A 17,040-nucleotide genomic window follows, 5' to 3' on the forward strand; every position below is an offset into this window, starting at 1 on the left:
AAAGTGAAAAGTTAGACTAACATAGTGATTTGCAACTCTTTAGCCAATTAATATTTATGAGTAATCCCCTTATTTTTGGTTTACTAATTTTAATTACAGTAAGTTTAAATACAATAGCACAAACTTTATTAAAACTAGGCGCAGGACAAAATTCTCTCAACTTTTATCTATTAGGTGGGATATGTTGCTACGGATTAAGTACAGTTTTTTATATATTGGTATTAGGTAAATTAAACTTATCTATTGCTTATCCGTTAGTGATTGGATTAACAATTGTTGTCACTACAATAGTAGGGGCTATAGTTTTGCGAGAAAAAGTATTAGTTACCCAATGGATAGGTATAGGTTTACTGTTGAGTGGAATTAGTGCGATCGCCTTAGCAAAACCATCTTAATATTATTATAAGTAGAAGGACTAAATTAAACTTAACTTGAGAGCGTCGGGTTTCGACACTTCTCTACGAGACGCTAACGCGAACGACAAAGCTCAGTGACCACTGCGCTCAACCATCTTCTAATAAGGTTAACGAGCATTGAGCGTAGTCGAAATACGTCTTATAAATAATTGTGTCCACCTAATTATGAAGCCTAATGATTTATGAAATTATCATTACACAAATTGAAACTCAGGCTAGGCAGCATCTTTCAAGTTTCGGACAATAACTTATATTCATTTATGAATATTTTTAAATTGTTCATTATTAGTGTATTAATCGTAGGAATATTTTTTCGTTTTATTAATATTGATAAAAAAGTATTTTGGGGAGATGAAACTAGTACATTAGTGCGTATTTTTGGGTATACGTTTCAAGAAATGCGACAAAACTTCCTAACTAATTACCAACTGAATGTAGCAGATTTACAGAAATATCAAAGATTGCGTTCAGACAAAGGAACGTTGGAGGTAATTAAAGGATTAGCTGTGGAAGAACCCCAACTTCCACCAGCTTACTTTATCTTGTTGCGTAGTTGGGTTCAATTATTCAGTAGCTCTATAATTTCAGCCAGAAGTTTTTCTGCTGTCATCAGCTTGTTAGCTTTGCCAGCTATCTATTGGTTGTGTCGTGAGTTATTTCCCTCATCAAATACAGCATGGATGGCGCTTGGGTTATTAGCAATTTCTCCATTTCAAGTTCTCTACGCTCAAGAAGCCCGTCCTCAAAGTCTTTGGACTGTAACAATTCTTTTATCTAGCGCTGCTTTACTAAAGTCACTGCGTCAAGGTACAAAGTTAAACTGGTTATTTATACAGTTACTCTAACTATCAGCTTATATACATACCTTTTCTCTTGCTTAGTTGCCATAGGGCATGGCTTATATATTCTAATTTATGAAGGTTTCCGATTCACAAAAACTCTCAGGGCTTATTTACTCTCTTCATTACTATCTCTTTTACTCTTTAGTCCCTGGTTAATTGTCACTGCTAGTAGCTTTTCTAAATTAGATCAAGAAACAAGCTGGTCTAAAATAGCTGTTCCTTTAGAGGTTTTAATTAAAACTTGGTTGTTGAATATTAGTAGATTGTTTCTTGATGTTAATTATAATTTAGTTATTAAAAATAACATTTTATACCTGGGTATTGGAGCGATCGCAGTTCTAGTTATTTACTCAATTTACTTTCTGTGTCGTCAAACTCACAAAAAAACTTGGTTATTTATCCTCATATTAATCAGTGTTACAGCATTAGCGTTAGTTTTACCCGATTTAATTACAGGAGGAAGGCGTTCGAGTATTGCACGATATCTAATCCCTTTCTTCTTAGGTATTCAATTAGCAGTAGCTTATTGCTTGTCTTCCCATCTCTTTTTTGTCACCAGTCGAGTTTGGCATCAACAATTATGGAGAATCATCACTATTAGTTTGCTCTCTGTTGGTATCCTATCTTGTGTATTTATATCTCAGGCAGATGCTTGGTGGAATAAATATAATTGTATTTATATACCTAATGTCGCTAGTGTAATTAAGCAATCTACTAATCCTATTCTTATTGCCTCTGGTTATCCGCCTTTAGATTTGGCTTATTTCTTCAAACCTGAAGCGAATTTTCTCATACAATCACCAGAACAAGGTATACCTTGTGAGACTAACGATGTCTCTATTCTCAGTCGCAATTATTCTTCTAAATATTTAGATGAAGTATTGCAGAAAGCCAAGAATTGTCGTGTTTCTAAATTCTACAATTGGAAGGGAAATGTAGAACCTACATTTGAAACCAAAATTATGCTTTGGAAGTTGAGTGCAAATCCGTTAAAATCTTAGATGATGAGCGGAGAGTAAATATTGGCGTTGCTGAATCAAGGGATGATTCTTTTAGGGTAGGCATCCTGCCTGCTCTATAATACAAGGGACGGGCAAGATGCCCATCCCATAAAAGATGTTTTTTATTTGCCAGTTCCTAACTTGAGTAGTCTAGGTGTACAAAGACTTTACCCATTGCCATTCTTGAACCAAACCCTCCTTCAACGTGACATTTGGCGCATATCCTAGAATTTTCCTTGCCTTCGATACATCAGCAGCCGTGTGACGTGCGTCTCCCATCGCCTTATCTATGTGATTTCGCTTAATTGGCTGACCAGCGATTTGTTCCATTGTGTCTAACACCTCAGCTAAAACTACCCTACTACCACCACCAACATTAAATATTTCCCCTATAGCCGCCAATTCTCTAGCAGCAGCTAAATTTGCCGCTACAGCATCACTCACAAACGTAAAATCACGAGTTTGCTGTCCATCACCATAAACAGGAATGGCTTCATCCTGCAAAACAGATTTAAAAAACTTATGGAAAGCCATATCAGGGCGCTGTCTAGGGCCATAAACTGTGAAATAACGCAGAGCCACAAAAGGCACACCAAAGTTTTTGTGATATAGCCCACATAAACGTTCGGCAGCTAGCTTTGTAATGCCATAGGGAGAAACTGGTTGCGGAGGAATCCCTTCATGGGTAGGTAGTGTTTCCGCATCCCCATATACACTAGAAGTAGATGCAAATACGAATCTAGTTAATTGTTTAGCATCCTTCGCCGCTTCCAACAAAACTTGTGTAGCATTAATGTTGCGTTCAGTATAAGCGCGGAATCCTTTACCCCAACTCGCCCTTACACCTGCCTGCGCCGCCTGATGGTACACCACAGTTACATCTTGTAGGAGTTTCTGCCAATCTAAAAATTGAATATCTCCTTCAATAAAGGTAAAGTTAGGCGACGATTGTAAATTAGCAATATTCTTACGTTTTAATAAAGGGTCGTAGTAATCGTTCACTTCATCAATCCCGATGACATCTTCACCTTGTTTGAGCAAGGCTTCCACTAGATGCGAACCAATAAACCCTGCTGCTCCAGTAACTATAATTTTGGCCATGTTACCTATTTTATTTTGTATGTTCTAAGTCTTTATATCTACAGGTTAATAGTGATGATGAAATAAAGTCATTATTTCCTAGTTAGTTTTAAAACAATTATGTTGAGTTTGGCAAATTAAATGAAATTGGGAGGAAGAGAGATGTGGTTCTCCTTCTCTCGGGGAAACTGTGCGAATGGAGACGCTAACGCTAACGACTGTGCAGTAATAGAGTTTCGGCTATGCGGGAGTTTCAACTTGGCGGGAGTTTTGACTTCGCTCAACTCCCGCCAAGTCGAGATTTGCCCACAGGGAGATGAGGTAGACAAGGCGGATGGGGAAATTTATTACTCAGCAGGCGCTAAACGCGCTGCTACCGCTAACACCACTCATCCTCAACACTTGCATCAGGGTCAGATTTGGTGAAAAATTGATCCGCGAGTAGTTTGATACCAATTCCCAGAAGCCAATATCTGGATTTCTTAATTTTGAATTTTGCGGAAAGTTCTGTAGGCGGGTTTCCCGCCGTAGGAAACTTTTCAAGACGAATTTTGAATTGAATTGGTACTTCTCGTTTTGCCAGAGACGCAAGAGGGAATCAGTGAAAGTTATAGTTGTAGGTAACGGGGGACGGGAACACGCTCTAGCGTGGAAACTGTTGCAATCACCGCAAGTTGAGCAAGTCGCCTGTGTGCCAGGAAATGGAGGAACGGCAACTCTGGCACGTTGCCAAAACGTACCTTTAGCAGTAGACGATTTTGCCGGAATTAGCGAATACGCCTTGAGTCAAGGTTTTTCTTTGGTGGTAGTCGGGCCAGAAGTGCCTTTAGCTAAAGGAATCACCAACTATCTGCAAGATAAAGGATTAAAGGTATTTGGCCCAAACAGAGCCGGGGCGCAGATTGAAGCGAGTAAGGCTTGGGCAAAAGCGCTGATGCAGGAAGCAGGGATTCCCACTGCTAAGGCTGCGGTATTTACGGAGGCAGCAGCAGCTAAGTCATACATCAGAGTGCAGGGAGCGCCAATAGTAGTTAAAGCCGATGGTTTGGCGGCTGGAAAGGGTGTCACTGTTGCCGAGACAGTCGAACAGGCAGAAAGCGCCATTGATGCTATCTTTCAAGGGCAGTTCGGCAGCGCCGGGGAGTTCGCAGTCATTGAAGAATGCTTGATTGGGCAAGAAGTCTCAGTATTAGCGTTGACGGATGGAGTAACAATTCGCCCCTTACTCCCAGCCCAAGACCATAAGCGGATAGGAGAGGGTGATACAGGAGATAACACTGGAGGGATGGGAGCTTACGCACCAGCGCCAATTGCGACACCAGAGATTATGGCACGGGTGCAAACAGAGGTATTAGAAAGAGCGATCGCCGCCTTAAAATCCAAAGGTATAGATTACCGTGGTGTACTATACGCTGGCTTGATGATTACGCCCAATGGAGATTTCAAAGTTTTAGAATTTAACTGCCGCTTTGGCGATCCAGAAACGCAAGTCATTCTCCCCTTGTTAGCTACTCCCTTAGAGGAGTTGATTTTAGCTTGTGTAGAGCAGCGTTTAGGCGAACTACCCCCCATTACTTGGCAAACAGGAGCCTCCGCCACTGTAGTAGCAGCCTCTGGTGGATATCCAGGCGATTATGAAAAAGGGAAAGTCATTACAGGTATCCCCCAAGCAGAAGCCACAGGCGCGACAGTGTTTCATGCAGGCACAAAATTAAACGAGCAACAACAAATAGTTACAGACGGCGGCCGAGTCCTGAATGTAACAGGAATCGGAGAAAATTTTGAACAAGCCCTCGCACAAGCGTACACTGGAATTAAGTCCATTGACTTTTCAGATATGTACTACCGAAAAGACATTGGTCATAGAGTTCTTGGTTGACAACTGTCAATTGTCAATTGTCAACTGACCAAATGACCAAATGACCAAATGACCAAAATAACTGTTAATTTTTAAGTTGTTGGGGTTGATATCAAAAGCTACTAACAACTTTAATTGAGATGCTGGCGCTGTTAAAAACAATTCGAGAAGCGATCGCCAACTGGTGGTCAGAGTTCACTCTCCAGACCAAACTATTAGCCGCAGCCACTTTGGTGGTTTCCTTGGTAATGAGTGGTTTGACATTTTGGGCGGTGAACACAATTCAGCAAGATGCCCGAATGAATGACACTCGGTTTGGGCGAGATTTAGGGCTGCTTTTGGCTGCTAATGTTGCCCCCCTAGTGGCTGACCATAATCTTACCGAGGTTGCCCAATTTTCCCAACGCTTCTATAGCACTACTTCTAGCGTGCGCTATATGCTCTACGCTGATGAAACTGGAAAGATATTTTTTGGCATTCCTTTTTGGGAACCAGAGGTGGAAAACTCCCTCTCCATTGAGCGGCGCATCCAATTACCAGAAGATTACCCTGGTGATGGTGAGAAGCCAATGGTAAGGCAACACCTGAGTCCAGATGGAATTGTGACTGATGTGTTTATCCCCCTGATTGTCGATAAAAAATATTTAGGGGTATTGGCGATTGGCATCAACCCCAATCCCATAGCCGTCACCTCTACTAATTTCACCCGTGATGTGACCATTGCTGTGTTTATCACAATTTGGGTCATGGTGATTTTGGCAGGGGTGGTTAACGCTTTAACCATCACCAAACCCATCAAGGAATTATTGGTAGGGGTAAAACAAATCGCAGCCGGGAACTTCAAGCAGCGAATTGATTTACCCTTGGGAGGAGAATTAGGGGAGTTAATTCTCAATTTTAACGAGATGGCAGAGCGCCTAGAGCGTTATGAAGAACAAAACATTGAGGAACTAACAGCAGAAAAAGCCAAACTCGAAACCCTAGTTTCTACCATCGCCGATGGTGCTGTGTTGATTGACAACAATATGCAGGTGATTTTAGTCAACCCCACAGCACGACACATTTTTGGTTGGGAAGGGGCAGATGATGTGGTGGGGAGTAATGTATTACACCACTTACCCCCAACCGTACAAATGGAAATCACCAGAACCTTGTACGATATGGCATCTGGTGACTGCGAAAGTGCCGAGTTTCGCCTTACCCTCAGCCAACCCAGCAAACGCACAATTCGGATTCTTTTAACTACAGTCCTCGACTTGCAACGGGAAAATATCAAAGGCATTGCAATCACAGTCCAAGATATTACCCGTGAAGTGGAGTTAAATGAAGCCAAAAGCCAATTTATCAGTAACGTTTCCCACGAACTACGAACGCCGTTATTTAACATCAAATCTTTTATAGAAACCTTGCATGACTACGGCGAAGACTTAAGTTTGGAACAACGCAAGGAATTTTTGCAAACGGTTAACCATGAAACAGACCGTCTGACTCGCCTAGTTAACGATGTTTTAGATTTATCTAAGCTAGAATCTGGTCGTAGCTACAATTTTGATGGGGTGGATTTAGCCCAGGCAATTGAACAAACATTGCGTACCTATCAACTCAACGCCAGGGATAAAGGTATTGAACTCATTCAAGATGTCGCCCCAGGCTTACCACTAGTTTTAGGCAATTACGACTTGCTATTACAAGTTCTAGCAAATCTAGTTGGTAATGCCCTTAAATTTACTCCCGCAGGCGGCAAAATTGCCATTCGTACCTACAAGTTAGATACTAAACCCAATTCTCCCAATCATTCTGCTCAAGTGCGTATAGAAGTTTCTGACACGGGTATTGGTATCGCTTCAGAAGACCAACAAGCTATTTTTGACCGTTTCTTCCGAGTAGAAAATAGGGTTCACACCTTGGAGGGTACAGGTTTAGGTTTGTCAATTGTCAGAAATATCGTGGAACGACACCACAGTAAAGTCAATCTAGTTAGTGAAGTAGGTGTTGGTACTACTTTTTGGTTTGACTTGACCTTGTTTGAAGAAGAAGCACCAAAAAAGATGGCTGAAGCTATGGGTGAACAAGCAACACTACCTGCTGGTTAGTAAGGAGTAGGAAGTGAAAACCCTATTAAAAATTCCCCTAGTATGGAAAACTACTATACTGGGGAAAAATAGTTAATGAACAACAAGCTTGGGTTGGGTTAATTTACGAAACAACAAAATTGATTAAACAACTACGAAATTGCTGACGCTGAGTGAAGATACATTGTATAGTTGTGCAAGTTGTTGTTGAGTAAATCTACCACCGTTGCCATCTTGATCAAAATACAGCACTCCTGTGTTACTGTCGTAAATAAATCGTTGATTGCTCGTTGTGGCAACTGTACCCAAGGTAAACTGATTGGCAGATAGTAAACCTGCTGTTAACCCTCCACCAAAACCACTAGCAGATATTTGAATGATGTCATTCCGGTTTTCAAAGTTATAGATACTATCAACCCCTTCATCAAAACTATTGAAAACAAAGGTATCTACATTGGAACCACCAATCAGAACATCGTTACCTGTACCGCCGATTAAGGTATTCTCAGCACGCGAAGACTCAACATTTAAAGTATCATTACCTGCACCACCAATTAGAGTGTGAGATTTGGTGAGATAGCCGTTACTGGAACCTCTAGCAGATAGATAATCGTCTCCATCACCACCATCTAGGATATGTAGCCCACTTGAATAATCTGCGTCTAGGAAATCATTACCTGCACCTCCATAAAGGAAGTTGTTACCATAAGAACCGCTAACATCCAAAGTATCATTACCAGCCCCACCAATTAGGGTCTGAGTTCCGCCGTAGAAGTAGGAATAATTATTAGTAGCAGACAGATAATCATTGCCCTCTCCACCATCTAGTAAGTTGGTTCCGCCTGTAACGTCTGCATATAAAAAGTCGTCACCTGTACCGCCATAAAGATTGTTTTTACTACGTGAATTGTTGTTAACGCCTAAAGTGTCATTACCAGCATTCCCATAAAGTACTGTGTCTCCATAGTTGCCGACAATATTGTCATCATAGACCGTACCTCTAATCTCTAATCGTTCGATATTTTTGTAACTGACTTGATTTGTGTCGGCAGTAACTAAACCCTGCTTAGTAGTGGTGTTAAAGCTTGAGGTGATGGGAGCGATCGCCGTGCTATAGTCAATTAATAAGTAATCATTATCTATCCCTCCATCAACTGTTTGAGTCGCTAAGGGATGGACAACGGTGTCGGCTGGTGGGCTACTAATGTAGAATGAGTCGTTACCACTATCACCAGAGAAAGTGTTGCTACCTTGAACTCCATAGGCGTAAAAAGTATCATTTCCGTTTCCACCTGAAACTTTATTGCTGCCTTTCCATTGATAACTCACATCAAGGATGTCATTTCCATCATCTCCATATAGGACATTATTACCAGCAGAGAAATCAACTCCAAGATAATCATCTCCACTTCCACCCCGGAGTGTATTGTTTCCTTGTGAGTAGCGAGCGTAAAGTTTATCATTATCAGCACCGCCATCTAAGGTATTTTTTCCCGAAGAAAAGCGAATATCTAAAATATCTTTTCCACTTCCACCCTTGAGGGTGTTATTTCCACGGGAACTATAAGCGTAAATTTCATCATCTCCCGTTCCCCCATCTAAAAGGTTGTTCCCAGAGGAATTGGCGGCATCAAGGTAATCATTACCTGCTTCTGCATACAGAGTATTATTACCCTCTTCGCCGTCTAAATAGTCATTACCTTCACCACCGTAGAGTTTGTCATCACCTAAACCTCCATGCAGTTTGTCGTTACCTAAGCCTCCATAGAGAGTGTCATTACCTAAACCTCCATAGATGTTGTCATCTCCTGCAAATCCATTGATGATATCATCTTGATCAGTACCATAAAGGAAATCAATTTGATTGGGGTTATCTGTACCATTGATAATGGCCATAAATTTGACTCCTTTGAGATTCAAACTTGATAGAATTTTTCAGTTTTTAATTGGGATTTAAAGCTGTAGTCATGGAATAATGATTGACCAAAGCCCATGATGTCGGCAGACTTCGTTTCGCCATGAACCAGAACTATTTGTGCATGAAGATTAACTCTATTGATAAGCTTACTGATATACTTATCTAATCTTTTGCAAAAATATTTCTAGTTTGGCAATCTGTACACCAACAAATAATAATTTAGAGCAATAAATTGTCTCAAATACTAATTAATGCTCTTTTGAGTTAATGGCAATTTATTAAATTTATCTCCCCAATAAACCTGAATATTTTTGATATTCAAGGCGGTCATTGGGTAAATTAAATCCCCAACAATAGGGATAAGGGTAATAACTTACCACCCCTGAATTAAGCGCAATAAATACACAGAACACTCTAAATATAGAGATATAGTATATTGGTGGAAAAGTCTATAGATGTATAAGCATATTTACATACAACATAATTTCGTAAATTTTATAGTTCTCACTCATTACTTTATTAAAAACCTTCAGAGTCCCTGTAGGGGGTTTCCAGCGTTGTAGCAAGTGACATTGCGGCTGTGACGGGAGTCTTCTTTGGAAATTTAGATAAAATCAGATTATTTACTAATATTTTTTACTTTTAAGTTGTGGCGAAAATTTCCTGTCCCCAATGTCATCAGCAGGTTGATAGTCAGGCTATCACTTGTCCTTACTGCCGTACAACGCTCAAAGCCTACGGTCATCCTGGTATTACTCTACATCGTGCTGCTAAAGGCACATATTTGTGTGATACCTGTACTTATCACGTTGATGATAGTTGTACTTTTCCCCAGCGTCCTTACGCTAAAGATTGCACCCTTTACCAAAATATTGCTGACAGAAACGCTCAGATAGAAGAGCAAAAAAGCTCAAATAATTTTGACGCATCTATCAAAAGTTGGATTAAACGTAATCAAGCTTTGATATTGATATTGGGTTTATTGCTCATTTGTTTGCTGTTCGTCATATTCACTTCTTAATTTTGAATTGGTACATCCAATTGTGCCAACTCCTTACAAGCAAACGCCCTAACTTGCTCATCTGGGTCATTGTAGGCGCGATCGCGTAATAATTGTACAGTCTGGGGATGATGCGGATATTGTTCAATAATTGTTTCTAAGGCTAATTGTCGCGGGTTGTGCTGGAAGTTGTACTCACGGGTAAAGGGGTCGTTCATCGCACAGTGATAAAACACTTCAAACATACTTGGGTCATTTTTAAAACTGCGCGTTAATTCTTGCAGTGCTGTATGTCGCACATCTAAATGATTATCTGACATAGCACGTTTTTTGAGAATTGGCAAGGTGTCGGGGTCATCTTTAAAACCCCTAGCTAATTCCTGTAATGCGGCTTGGCGGACGTTGGCGTATTTATCTGATGTGGCGCGTTTTTTGAGAATTGGTAAGGTATCTGGGTCATCTTTAAAACCCCTGGCTAATTCTTGCACAGCCGCCCGGCGTACAGACTCATTATCATCAGATGTGGCGCGTTGTTTGAGAATAGATAAGGTATCGGGGTCATTTTTAAAACCCCTGGCTAATTCTTGTACAGCCGCCCGTCTTACATCCGAGTGTAAATCAACTACAGCACGCCCTTTGAGAATTGATAATGTCTCAGGGTCATCTTTAAAACCCCTGGCTAACTCTTGTACAGCCGCCCGGCGGACATATTTATCATTGTCAATGGTCGCACGCCCTTTCAACCAGGGGAGAGTTTGCGGTTCATCTTTGAAACCCCTAGCCAATTCTTGTACTGCGGCTTGGCGGACATCAAAAGATTTATCAGCGATCGCACTTTGTTGGAGAATAGATAAAGTATCAGGGTTATCTTTGAAACCCCTGGCTAATTCCTGCACTGCGGCTTGGCGCACATACTCATTATCATCATTAGCCGCACTCTGTTTAAGAATAGATAAGGTATCGGTGTCATCCTTAAACACCCTAGCTAATTCTTGCACTGCGGCTTGGCGGACAGTCCAGTCATTACTAGTAGCGCATCCTTTCAACCAAGACAGGGTATCGGGACTATCTTTAAAAGCTCTCACCAATTCTTGCACAACTACTTGTCTCACAGCCCCGGAATTATCAGTAACAGCCCGTTGTTGCAGCCAAGGTAGAGTATTGGAGTTATCCTTAAAACCCCTAGCTAATTCCTGCACGGCGGCTTGGCGCACGTACTCATTATCATCAATTGTTCCCCGTTGTTTGACAATTGGTAAAGTATCAGGGTCATCTCGAAAACCCCTAGCTAATTCTTGCACGGCAGCTTGGCGGACAGTCCAATCATTATCTGTGGTGGCACATTTTTTCAACCAAGATAAGGTATCAGGATCATCTTTGAAACTCCGTGCCAATTCTTGCAAGGCGACACGACGCACATAGTCGCGTTCATCACTTGTAGCTAGTTGTTGCAACCAAGGCAAAGTTTCTGAGTCATCTTTCCAAGTTGTAGCCACAGATGTCACAGCTTTAGTCCGAATTTCTTGTACTAGTTGAGTTTCTTCCTCATCTAAATAAGGTTGATAATAGTAGTCAAGGTCATATTTAGTTAATGCTTTGATTTGTTGCAGTAATTTATTGGCTGTGGATACCACTAACAAACGATTTCGTACTTCTGCCAGACATTTGGCGGCGAGAAACATATTAATAAACTTATCTTGTTCACCATTTTGAGCCATTAAGTATTCTAGAATTTCACAGACAAATCTTGGCTCAATCATGCCTGTAATTAGGCGGAGAACTTCATGCCAAGTTTCATCTTGCCAGTGTTTACTAAATACTTCTTGATTTAAGTCTTTAATTGAAAGAGTTTGAGTTTCTTTAAATTGCCAAACAAACTCCCAAGCACAGAAATATTCTAGAAAAGTTCGATGGACAAAAGCATAATAATCTGCGCCCAGGTAAGATAACATAAAGTTGCGAGTCCGTAGTTGATTAATCATGACTCTGGCAACTATCACAGGCTGGTCAAATTCGATATTTTTTAAATAACGAATTAAAATCTTTTCTAAATCACCTGTACTAATTAAATTCCCCGCTAAACCCTTGGCACTGGTTTGCATCTTATAAGCCACTTGGCGCAACATGGCTTGCTTATCTTTATAATCGATGGTTTTCGGGTCTAGGCGATAATCTTCCACCAAAGCGCGTTCTACATCCCATTGATGCAGAAGTACCCGTGATGCTTGCTCGTACAGCGTGGCTCTATCTCTAGGTAACTCTTGATTACGGTTGAGGATAGCCATCATAGTTAATAATAGGGGATTGCCTGCTAGTTCAGCGATCGCAACTGATGTATCAATTGCCCGATGCAGCCGTTCCTTCTTCCGTCTTCTATCGCCTTCATCACTGAAAGTTAATTCATGCCAACGATGGATAAAGTCTTGAATTTGTTCTGGTTCCAAATCTTGTAACATAAAATGGCGAAACTCTGCATCCCGTAACCTTTGAGGTTTGTACCCAATAACGCGAGAAGTGACAATTACCCTTACATCAGGATACTGATTTGTAAAACGGTGAATATCAGTAATAATATCTTCCCGTTTCCCCAGTTCAAATACCTCATCTAAACCATCAAACATCACTAAAGCATTACCAGTCTTTAGCTGTTCATGTAGTTTATGTTGATTGAGATGATGAACTATGCCACTACTTTTATGAAAAAAATCGAGAAAGTTACTACACTCATTATTTTCGCGCCGCCGCATATAAGTACGTAATTCAATTAATAAAGGTAGCGGCTGAGAAATGGCACTACCTAATGGTGTTTCTGCCCAATTTAATGCCAGGAATTGTAATAAAGTTGATTTTCCCGAACCTGGATCGCCTAAAATTACTATATATTGATAATTTTGCCGATTATTAATAATATCTAATACTGAAAAAGTGGGCTGATTAAGATAAACCTGTTTGTAATATGCTAATTCATCTAAAGAAATATCTTCTATTTGATGACTTTCTCTGAGTTGTTTTAAATGTTCTTTCGGCAGTTCATGGACTTGAGGCAAAACTTGATGAACTTCCCGCACATTTTGAGCGATGAACATACGCCACAACTTCAATTCGTTGTATGCGTAACCAGTGGTGTCTAAACTATCTAACCGCAAGTTCCCATATCGTTCCCGCAGACCTTCTTGATAACCAAGCAAATCAAATTCTGTAGGAATACCAGCTAACTGCTGTAAGTTGTCCTTGACTTCTTCTAAATGCTGAGAATCTAAAATTGGGCGTAACTTATCTGATTCTCGGATAATAGCTTTAACTTTCTTGAGATAACGTTTAGCTAATCTTTCCCAATCAAATTCTTGTGGTAGAAGTGGTAAATTATTCTCATGCCAAGCCTTGGTTAAACTTTGAGAATTAATAACTTGACAGTCTGGCTTAAAAGGAAGACCAAGAGTATTTTTTAAAGATTTATCTTGAATAAAGATACTTAAAGGCTGAGTATATTTTTGTAGTTCTGCTCCTTCTAAATCTGCATCTTCTAATTCCTGCTGCATTAACTGCAAAAATTCCTTCAAGGCTGTACCAGCAGCAGTTTCAATATCTTCCTTCTGCAGCTTCTGTAAGATATTATTAGGAACAGATTTTAATAAGTCTTTAGCCCAATCTTTAGCCGCGTCCTTTGCTAAGTCCTCAAAAATCGACTTAAAAGCAAACCCGACAGCTTGAGTTACGCCCCAAACAGCTAACCAATCTAACATAATACTCGCGTTTGCCTAGCTATAGACTTCGAGTATATCCATTAGCCGTTTCAATGGCTGTAGATTTCAACAAATTTGCAGAAAATCAATCTCTGGTGTTTAAGAGACTATTTATAAAGTAAATCTTAAGTAGGGTGTGTTAAGGCGTTAGGCGCTTAAGTTATTCTTTTCGTCAGACATCATCTCCCAATGTGCGCTTAACACATCCTACAGTAATTTTATTTTTACTGATGTTTAAGGATAGTTAAATCATTAGCGTTATCCCTACTCCCGTTTAAACATGGGGAAATTTCCGTACTTGATATTCTCCAGATTCCACGAACTCATAACAGTTACCCACAGCTTGCCTAAACCTTTGCTCAATAGCCTCTAAATCCTCTACTGGTATGGCTTGCCAATGTTCCTTTGTTTCCCAATGAATCACAAAGACAACCTCTGTAGAGTCGTGAGGATTAATCCAAACTTCTTTACCCAAAAACCCCGGATACTGCGCTAGTGCTGTTGTCCAAATCTCTGCATCCTTCTGGATATAAGCCTCTCGCAGATCAGGGTCAACTTTAAACTTCAGAAATTCTATAACCACATCCACTCATTCCTTATATTTGTCAATCTGCCAAAATAGAGTTGTATAGAATAAATACGCTTCCAGCATAGCTTGATTGCACCAGGAGCAAGGGTCGGCTGGTTTGAAACAAGGAACAGGAAAGGAATATGGACAGCAACAATTGGTTGCAGCAGTTAATGATGCTTGGTATCGGTACAACGTCTGTCGTAGCGGAAAAACTCAAGCAGGCTAGTGATGAATTGGTGAAGGACGGTAAGCTTAATCCAGAACAAGCTAAGGCGGTAATGGATGACATTGTACAGCAGTTAAAGTCGGAGCAAGGAAATTGGGATGCCCAAATGCAACGACAAATGCGTAATATGATGCAGGATTTAGGGGTGGCGCGTCAGTCTGAGGTGGATGAATTGCGGGGACGAATTGACCGCTTAGAACGTCAAGTGCGAGATTTAGAAAATAAGCTTTGGCGTTAGGATGCGCTTGTGTTTTAAACTAATTGTGTCCTGTTGGTAATTTTCGTTGCCAAACTACCTCATTAGGGGGCTAATTTTGAAAGCAATTTTATTCAGCATAGGTTTGATGCTGGTCTGTGTTGTAGTTTTGGTGGTAGCGCAAGTAGGCGCTAAACAGGATGCCATTGCTGCTAATTTACCTCAAACTCCACCAGCCGTCACAAGTGTTAAAGAAAACAATACTCCAACCAAGAAAGATAATATGTTTAATGCCGATAATGCTGCTAACGTCGTCACTACTGCTTCTGGACTCAAGTATGTAGAGATACAAGAAGGCACTGGTGCGACTCCTAAAACTGGACAAACTGTTGTAGTTCACTACACTGGTACTTTAGAAGATGGTACTAAATTTGATAGTTCACGCGATCGCAATAGTCCCTTCAGCTTCAAAATCGGCGTTGGACAAGTAATCAAAGGCTGGGATGAAGGACTCAGCACCATGAAAGTAGGTGGTCGTCGTAAATTAATCATTCCCTCAGAATTAGGTTATGGCGCTCGTGGTGCTGGTGGTGTAATTCCTCCCAACGCTACCTTAATCTTTGATGTTGAATTGTTAGACGTTAAGTAGGGGAAGTTGACAGTTGACAGTTGACTGGTTGTTTACTGTCCACTGTCCATTCCTTTTTAATAACCTGATCTAGCTAAGTTTTTGAACTTGGTAAATTGCGGGTCGAATAAGAGTTTTACTGTACCAGTGGGGCCGTTGCGGTGTTTGGCTACGATTACTTCGGCAATGCCGCGATCAGGGCTATCGTTGTTATAGTAATCATCGCGGTATAACATGATAACTAAATCCGCGTCCTGTTCAATAGATCCGCTTTCACGTAAGTCAGATAACATAGGGCGCTTGTTTGTACGTGCTTCTACTCCACGACTCAGCTGAGATAAAGCGATCACAGGCACAGATAATTCTCTGGCTAAACCTTTGAGCGAACGGGTAATTTTTGATAATTCTTGTACACGATTATCACCGCCTCCCTCCATTAATTGCAGATAATCTATAACTATCAAACCTAGTTCTACACCCTGTTCGGCTTGTAGCCTGCGGGCTTGAGAACGCATTTGGGTGACGGTAATATTTGGTGTATCATCGATAAATATGGGCATTTCCGAAAGCATACTAATTGCCCGGCTTAATGGTTCCCATTGTGTTTGACTCAAACGACCACTCCGTAAATAACCGCTTTCGATTTGGGCTTCACTTGCGAGTAGACGTTGTACCAGCTGCTCTTTAGACATTTCTAAACTAAAAACAGCAACAGGTAACTTCATTCCCGCAGCGATGTTATTAGCTAGGTTCAAGCAAAATGCTGTTTTTCCCATTGACGGTCTCCCCGCGACGATAATTAAATCCGATCGCTGAAAGCCACTGGTCATAGCATCTAAATCATAAAAGCCGCAGGGAATCCCAGGTAAAGCAATGCCTTGATTACGCTCCTCAATTTCTTGGAAGTTATTAATTAAGGTGTCGGCTATGTGAGCTAAACCTGATTGGGGACGTTCTTGGGTGACACCAAAAACTTTTTGTTCTGCTTGGTCTAATACTATGGGTAATTCTTTATCTGTCTCGTAACCAAGATGGACAATTTCATTGCCAGCTTTAATTAATTGCCGTCGCAGGTACTTTTCCATTACCAACCCGGCTAAGGCATCGATATTCACAGCCGACACTGTACGGTCTACCAGTGTGGCTAATTTATTTCTCCCACCAATGCGAGTTAACAAGTCGTTATCACTCAGCCAACTTGTTACCGCAAGTAAATCTGTAGGTTTACCTTGGGCATGGAGACGTAAGGCAGCTTGGTAAATATCTCTATGGGCGTTAACATAAAATGCTTCGGCAACGAGGCGATCGCTTACTCGACCAATCGCTTCTGGATCTAACAAAATTCCCCCCAAAATCGCTTCTTCTACTTCAATGTTTTGGGGTGGAAGGCGATCGCTACCATCGCCGTGAAAATTTAGTTCTTCAGACATAAGAATGGGAGTGGGGAGTAGGGAGTGGGGAGTGGGGGGAGATGGGGAAGATAAAGGGG

14 protein-coding genes are annotated in these 17,040 nt (G+C 40.9%); 9 read left to right on the plus strand and 5 right to left on the minus strand.

Annotation, left to right across the window (positions count from 1 at the left end):
* Nucleotides 1-56: 56 nt before the first annotated feature.
* The 3 genes from NSMS1_RS26400 (at nt 57) to NSMS1_RS26410 (ending at nt 2,259) form a co-directional block, all read left to right on the plus strand.
* A complete protein-coding gene (locus NSMS1_RS26400) occupies nt 57-395 on the plus strand; it encodes a DMT family transporter (RefSeq protein WP_224087608.1) in 339 nt (112 codons plus the stop codon).
* A gap of 281 nt (nt 396-676) precedes the next feature.
* On the plus strand, nt 677-1,261 hold the full coding sequence (locus tag NSMS1_RS26405) for a glycosyltransferase family 39 protein (protein WP_224087609.1): 585 nt from the start codon (nt 677-679) through the stop codon (nt 1,259-1,261).
* A 260-nt stretch (nt 1,262-1,521) separates the two neighbouring features.
* Complete coding sequence (locus NSMS1_RS26410; RefSeq protein WP_224087610.1) at nt 1,522-2,259, plus strand: hypothetical protein; 738 nt, start codon at nt 1,522-1,524, stop codon at nt 2,257-2,259.
* Between the two features lie 150 nt (nt 2,260-2,409).
* On the opposite strand, the gene NSMS1_RS26415 is transcribed toward NSMS1_RS26410, so the two are convergent.
* Nucleotides 2,410-3,360, minus strand: coding sequence for an NAD-dependent epimerase/dehydratase family protein (locus NSMS1_RS26415; RefSeq protein WP_224087611.1), 951 nt, complete (start codon nt 3,358-3,360; stop codon nt 2,410-2,412).
* 141 nt (nt 3,361-3,501) lie between these two features.
* Between NSMS1_RS26415 and NSMS1_RS26420 the strand changes: the two genes are divergently transcribed.
* The 3 genes from NSMS1_RS26420 to nblS all read left to right on the plus strand — a co-directional run bounded on the left by NSMS1_RS26420 (nt 3,502) and on the right by nblS (nt 7,290).
* Nucleotides 3,502-3,765, plus strand: a complete 264-nt coding sequence (locus NSMS1_RS26420) for a hypothetical protein (RefSeq protein WP_224087612.1) — start codon at nt 3,502-3,504, stop codon at nt 3,763-3,765.
* Nucleotides 3,766-3,940: 175 nt separating this feature from the next.
* A complete protein-coding gene (gene purD / locus NSMS1_RS26425; RefSeq protein ID WP_224087613.1) occupies nt 3,941-5,218 on the plus strand; it encodes a phosphoribosylamine--glycine ligase in 1,278 nt (425 codons plus the stop codon).
* A gap of 119 nt (nt 5,219-5,337) precedes the next feature.
* On the plus strand, nt 5,338-7,290 hold the full coding sequence (gene nblS, locus NSMS1_RS26430) for a two-component system sensor histidine kinase NblS (protein ID WP_224087614.1): 1,953 nt from the start codon (nt 5,338-5,340) through the stop codon (nt 7,288-7,290).
* A 123-nt stretch (nt 7,291-7,413) separates the two neighbouring features.
* On the opposite strand, the gene NSMS1_RS26435 is transcribed toward nblS, so the two are convergent.
* Nucleotides 7,414-9,165: a calcium-binding protein gene (locus tag NSMS1_RS26435; RefSeq protein WP_224087615.1), complete on the minus strand. Its 1,752-nt coding sequence runs from the start codon at nt 9,163-9,165 to the stop codon at nt 7,414-7,416.
* 671 nt (nt 9,166-9,836) lie between these two features.
* Here NSMS1_RS26435 and NSMS1_RS26440 point away from each other — a divergent pair.
* Nucleotides 9,837-10,208: a zinc ribbon domain-containing protein gene (locus NSMS1_RS26440; RefSeq protein ID WP_224087616.1), complete on the plus strand. Its 372-nt coding sequence runs from the start codon at nt 9,837-9,839 to the stop codon at nt 10,206-10,208.
* Here NSMS1_RS26440 and NSMS1_RS26445 read toward each other — a convergent pair.
* Nucleotides 10,205-13,930 (minus strand): HEAT repeat domain-containing protein, encoded by a 3,726-nt coding sequence (locus NSMS1_RS26445; RefSeq protein ID WP_224087617.1) that lies wholly within the window; start codon nt 13,928-13,930, stop codon nt 10,205-10,207. The genes NSMS1_RS26440 and NSMS1_RS26445 overlap by 4 nt on opposite strands.
* Before the next feature lie 274 nt (nt 13,931-14,204).
* Nucleotides 14,205-14,513, minus strand: coding sequence for a TIGR03792 family protein (locus NSMS1_RS26450; protein ID WP_224087618.1), 309 nt, complete (start codon nt 14,511-14,513; stop codon nt 14,205-14,207).
* 128 nt (nt 14,514-14,641) lie between these two features.
* Here NSMS1_RS26450 and NSMS1_RS26455 point away from each other — a divergent pair, with 128 nt between their 5' ends.
* Together NSMS1_RS26455 and NSMS1_RS26460 are read left to right on the plus strand one after the other, a co-directional pair.
* On the plus strand, nt 14,642-14,965 hold the full coding sequence (locus NSMS1_RS26455; protein WP_067768075.1) for a phasin family protein: 324 nt from the start codon (nt 14,642-14,644) through the stop codon (nt 14,963-14,965).
* A gap of 76 nt (nt 14,966-15,041) precedes the next feature.
* Nucleotides 15,042-15,572: an FKBP-type peptidyl-prolyl cis-trans isomerase gene (locus tag NSMS1_RS26460; protein ID WP_224087619.1), complete on the plus strand. Its 531-nt coding sequence runs from the start codon at nt 15,042-15,044 to the stop codon at nt 15,570-15,572.
* A 56-nt stretch (nt 15,573-15,628) separates the two neighbouring features.
* On the opposite strand, the gene dnaB is transcribed toward NSMS1_RS26460, so the two are convergent.
* Nucleotides 15,629-16,981: a replicative DNA helicase gene (gene dnaB, locus NSMS1_RS26465; protein ID WP_224087620.1), complete on the minus strand. Its 1,353-nt coding sequence runs from the start codon at nt 16,979-16,981 to the stop codon at nt 15,629-15,631.
* Nucleotides 16,982-17,040 lie beyond the last annotated feature (59 nt).

Source organism: Nostoc sp. MS1 (assembly GCF_019976755.1).
Taxonomy (GTDB): Bacteria; Cyanobacteriota; Cyanobacteriia; order Cyanobacteriales; family Nostocaceae; genus Trichormus.

Excerpts from the sequence above, each read along its gene's own strand:
- NSMS1_RS26455 (WP_067768075.1), top strand. The coding sequence starts at position 14,642 with ATGGACAGCAACAATTGGTTGCAGCAGTTAATGATGCTTGGTATCGGT.
- NSMS1_RS26405 (WP_224087609.1), top strand. The coding sequence starts at position 677 with ATGAATATTTTTAAATTGTTCATTATTAGTGTATTAATCGTAGGAATA.
- nblS (WP_224087614.1), top strand. The coding sequence starts at position 5,338 with ATGCTGGCGCTGTTAAAAACAATTCGAGAAGCGATCGCCAACTGGTGG.
- NSMS1_RS26400 (WP_224087608.1), top strand. The coding sequence starts at position 57 with ATGAGTAATCCCCTTATTTTTGGTTTACTAATTTTAATTACAGTAAGT.
- NSMS1_RS26435 (WP_224087615.1), bottom strand. The coding sequence starts at position 9,165 with ATGGCCATTATCAATGGTACAGATAACCCCAATCAAATTGATTTCCTT.
- dnaB (WP_224087620.1), bottom strand. The coding sequence starts at position 16,981 with ATGTCTGAAGAACTAAATTTTCACGGCGATGGTAGCGATCGCCTTCCA.
- NSMS1_RS26420 (WP_224087612.1), top strand. The coding sequence starts at position 3,502 with ATGTGGTTCTCCTTCTCTCGGGGAAACTGTGCGAATGGAGACGCTAAC.
- NSMS1_RS26415 (WP_224087611.1), bottom strand. The coding sequence starts at position 3,360 with ATGGCCAAAATTATAGTTACTGGAGCAGCAGGGTTTATTGGTTCGCAT.
- NSMS1_RS26445 (WP_224087617.1), bottom strand. The coding sequence starts at position 13,930 with ATGTTAGATTGGTTAGCTGTTTGGGGCGTAACTCAAGCTGTCGGGTTT.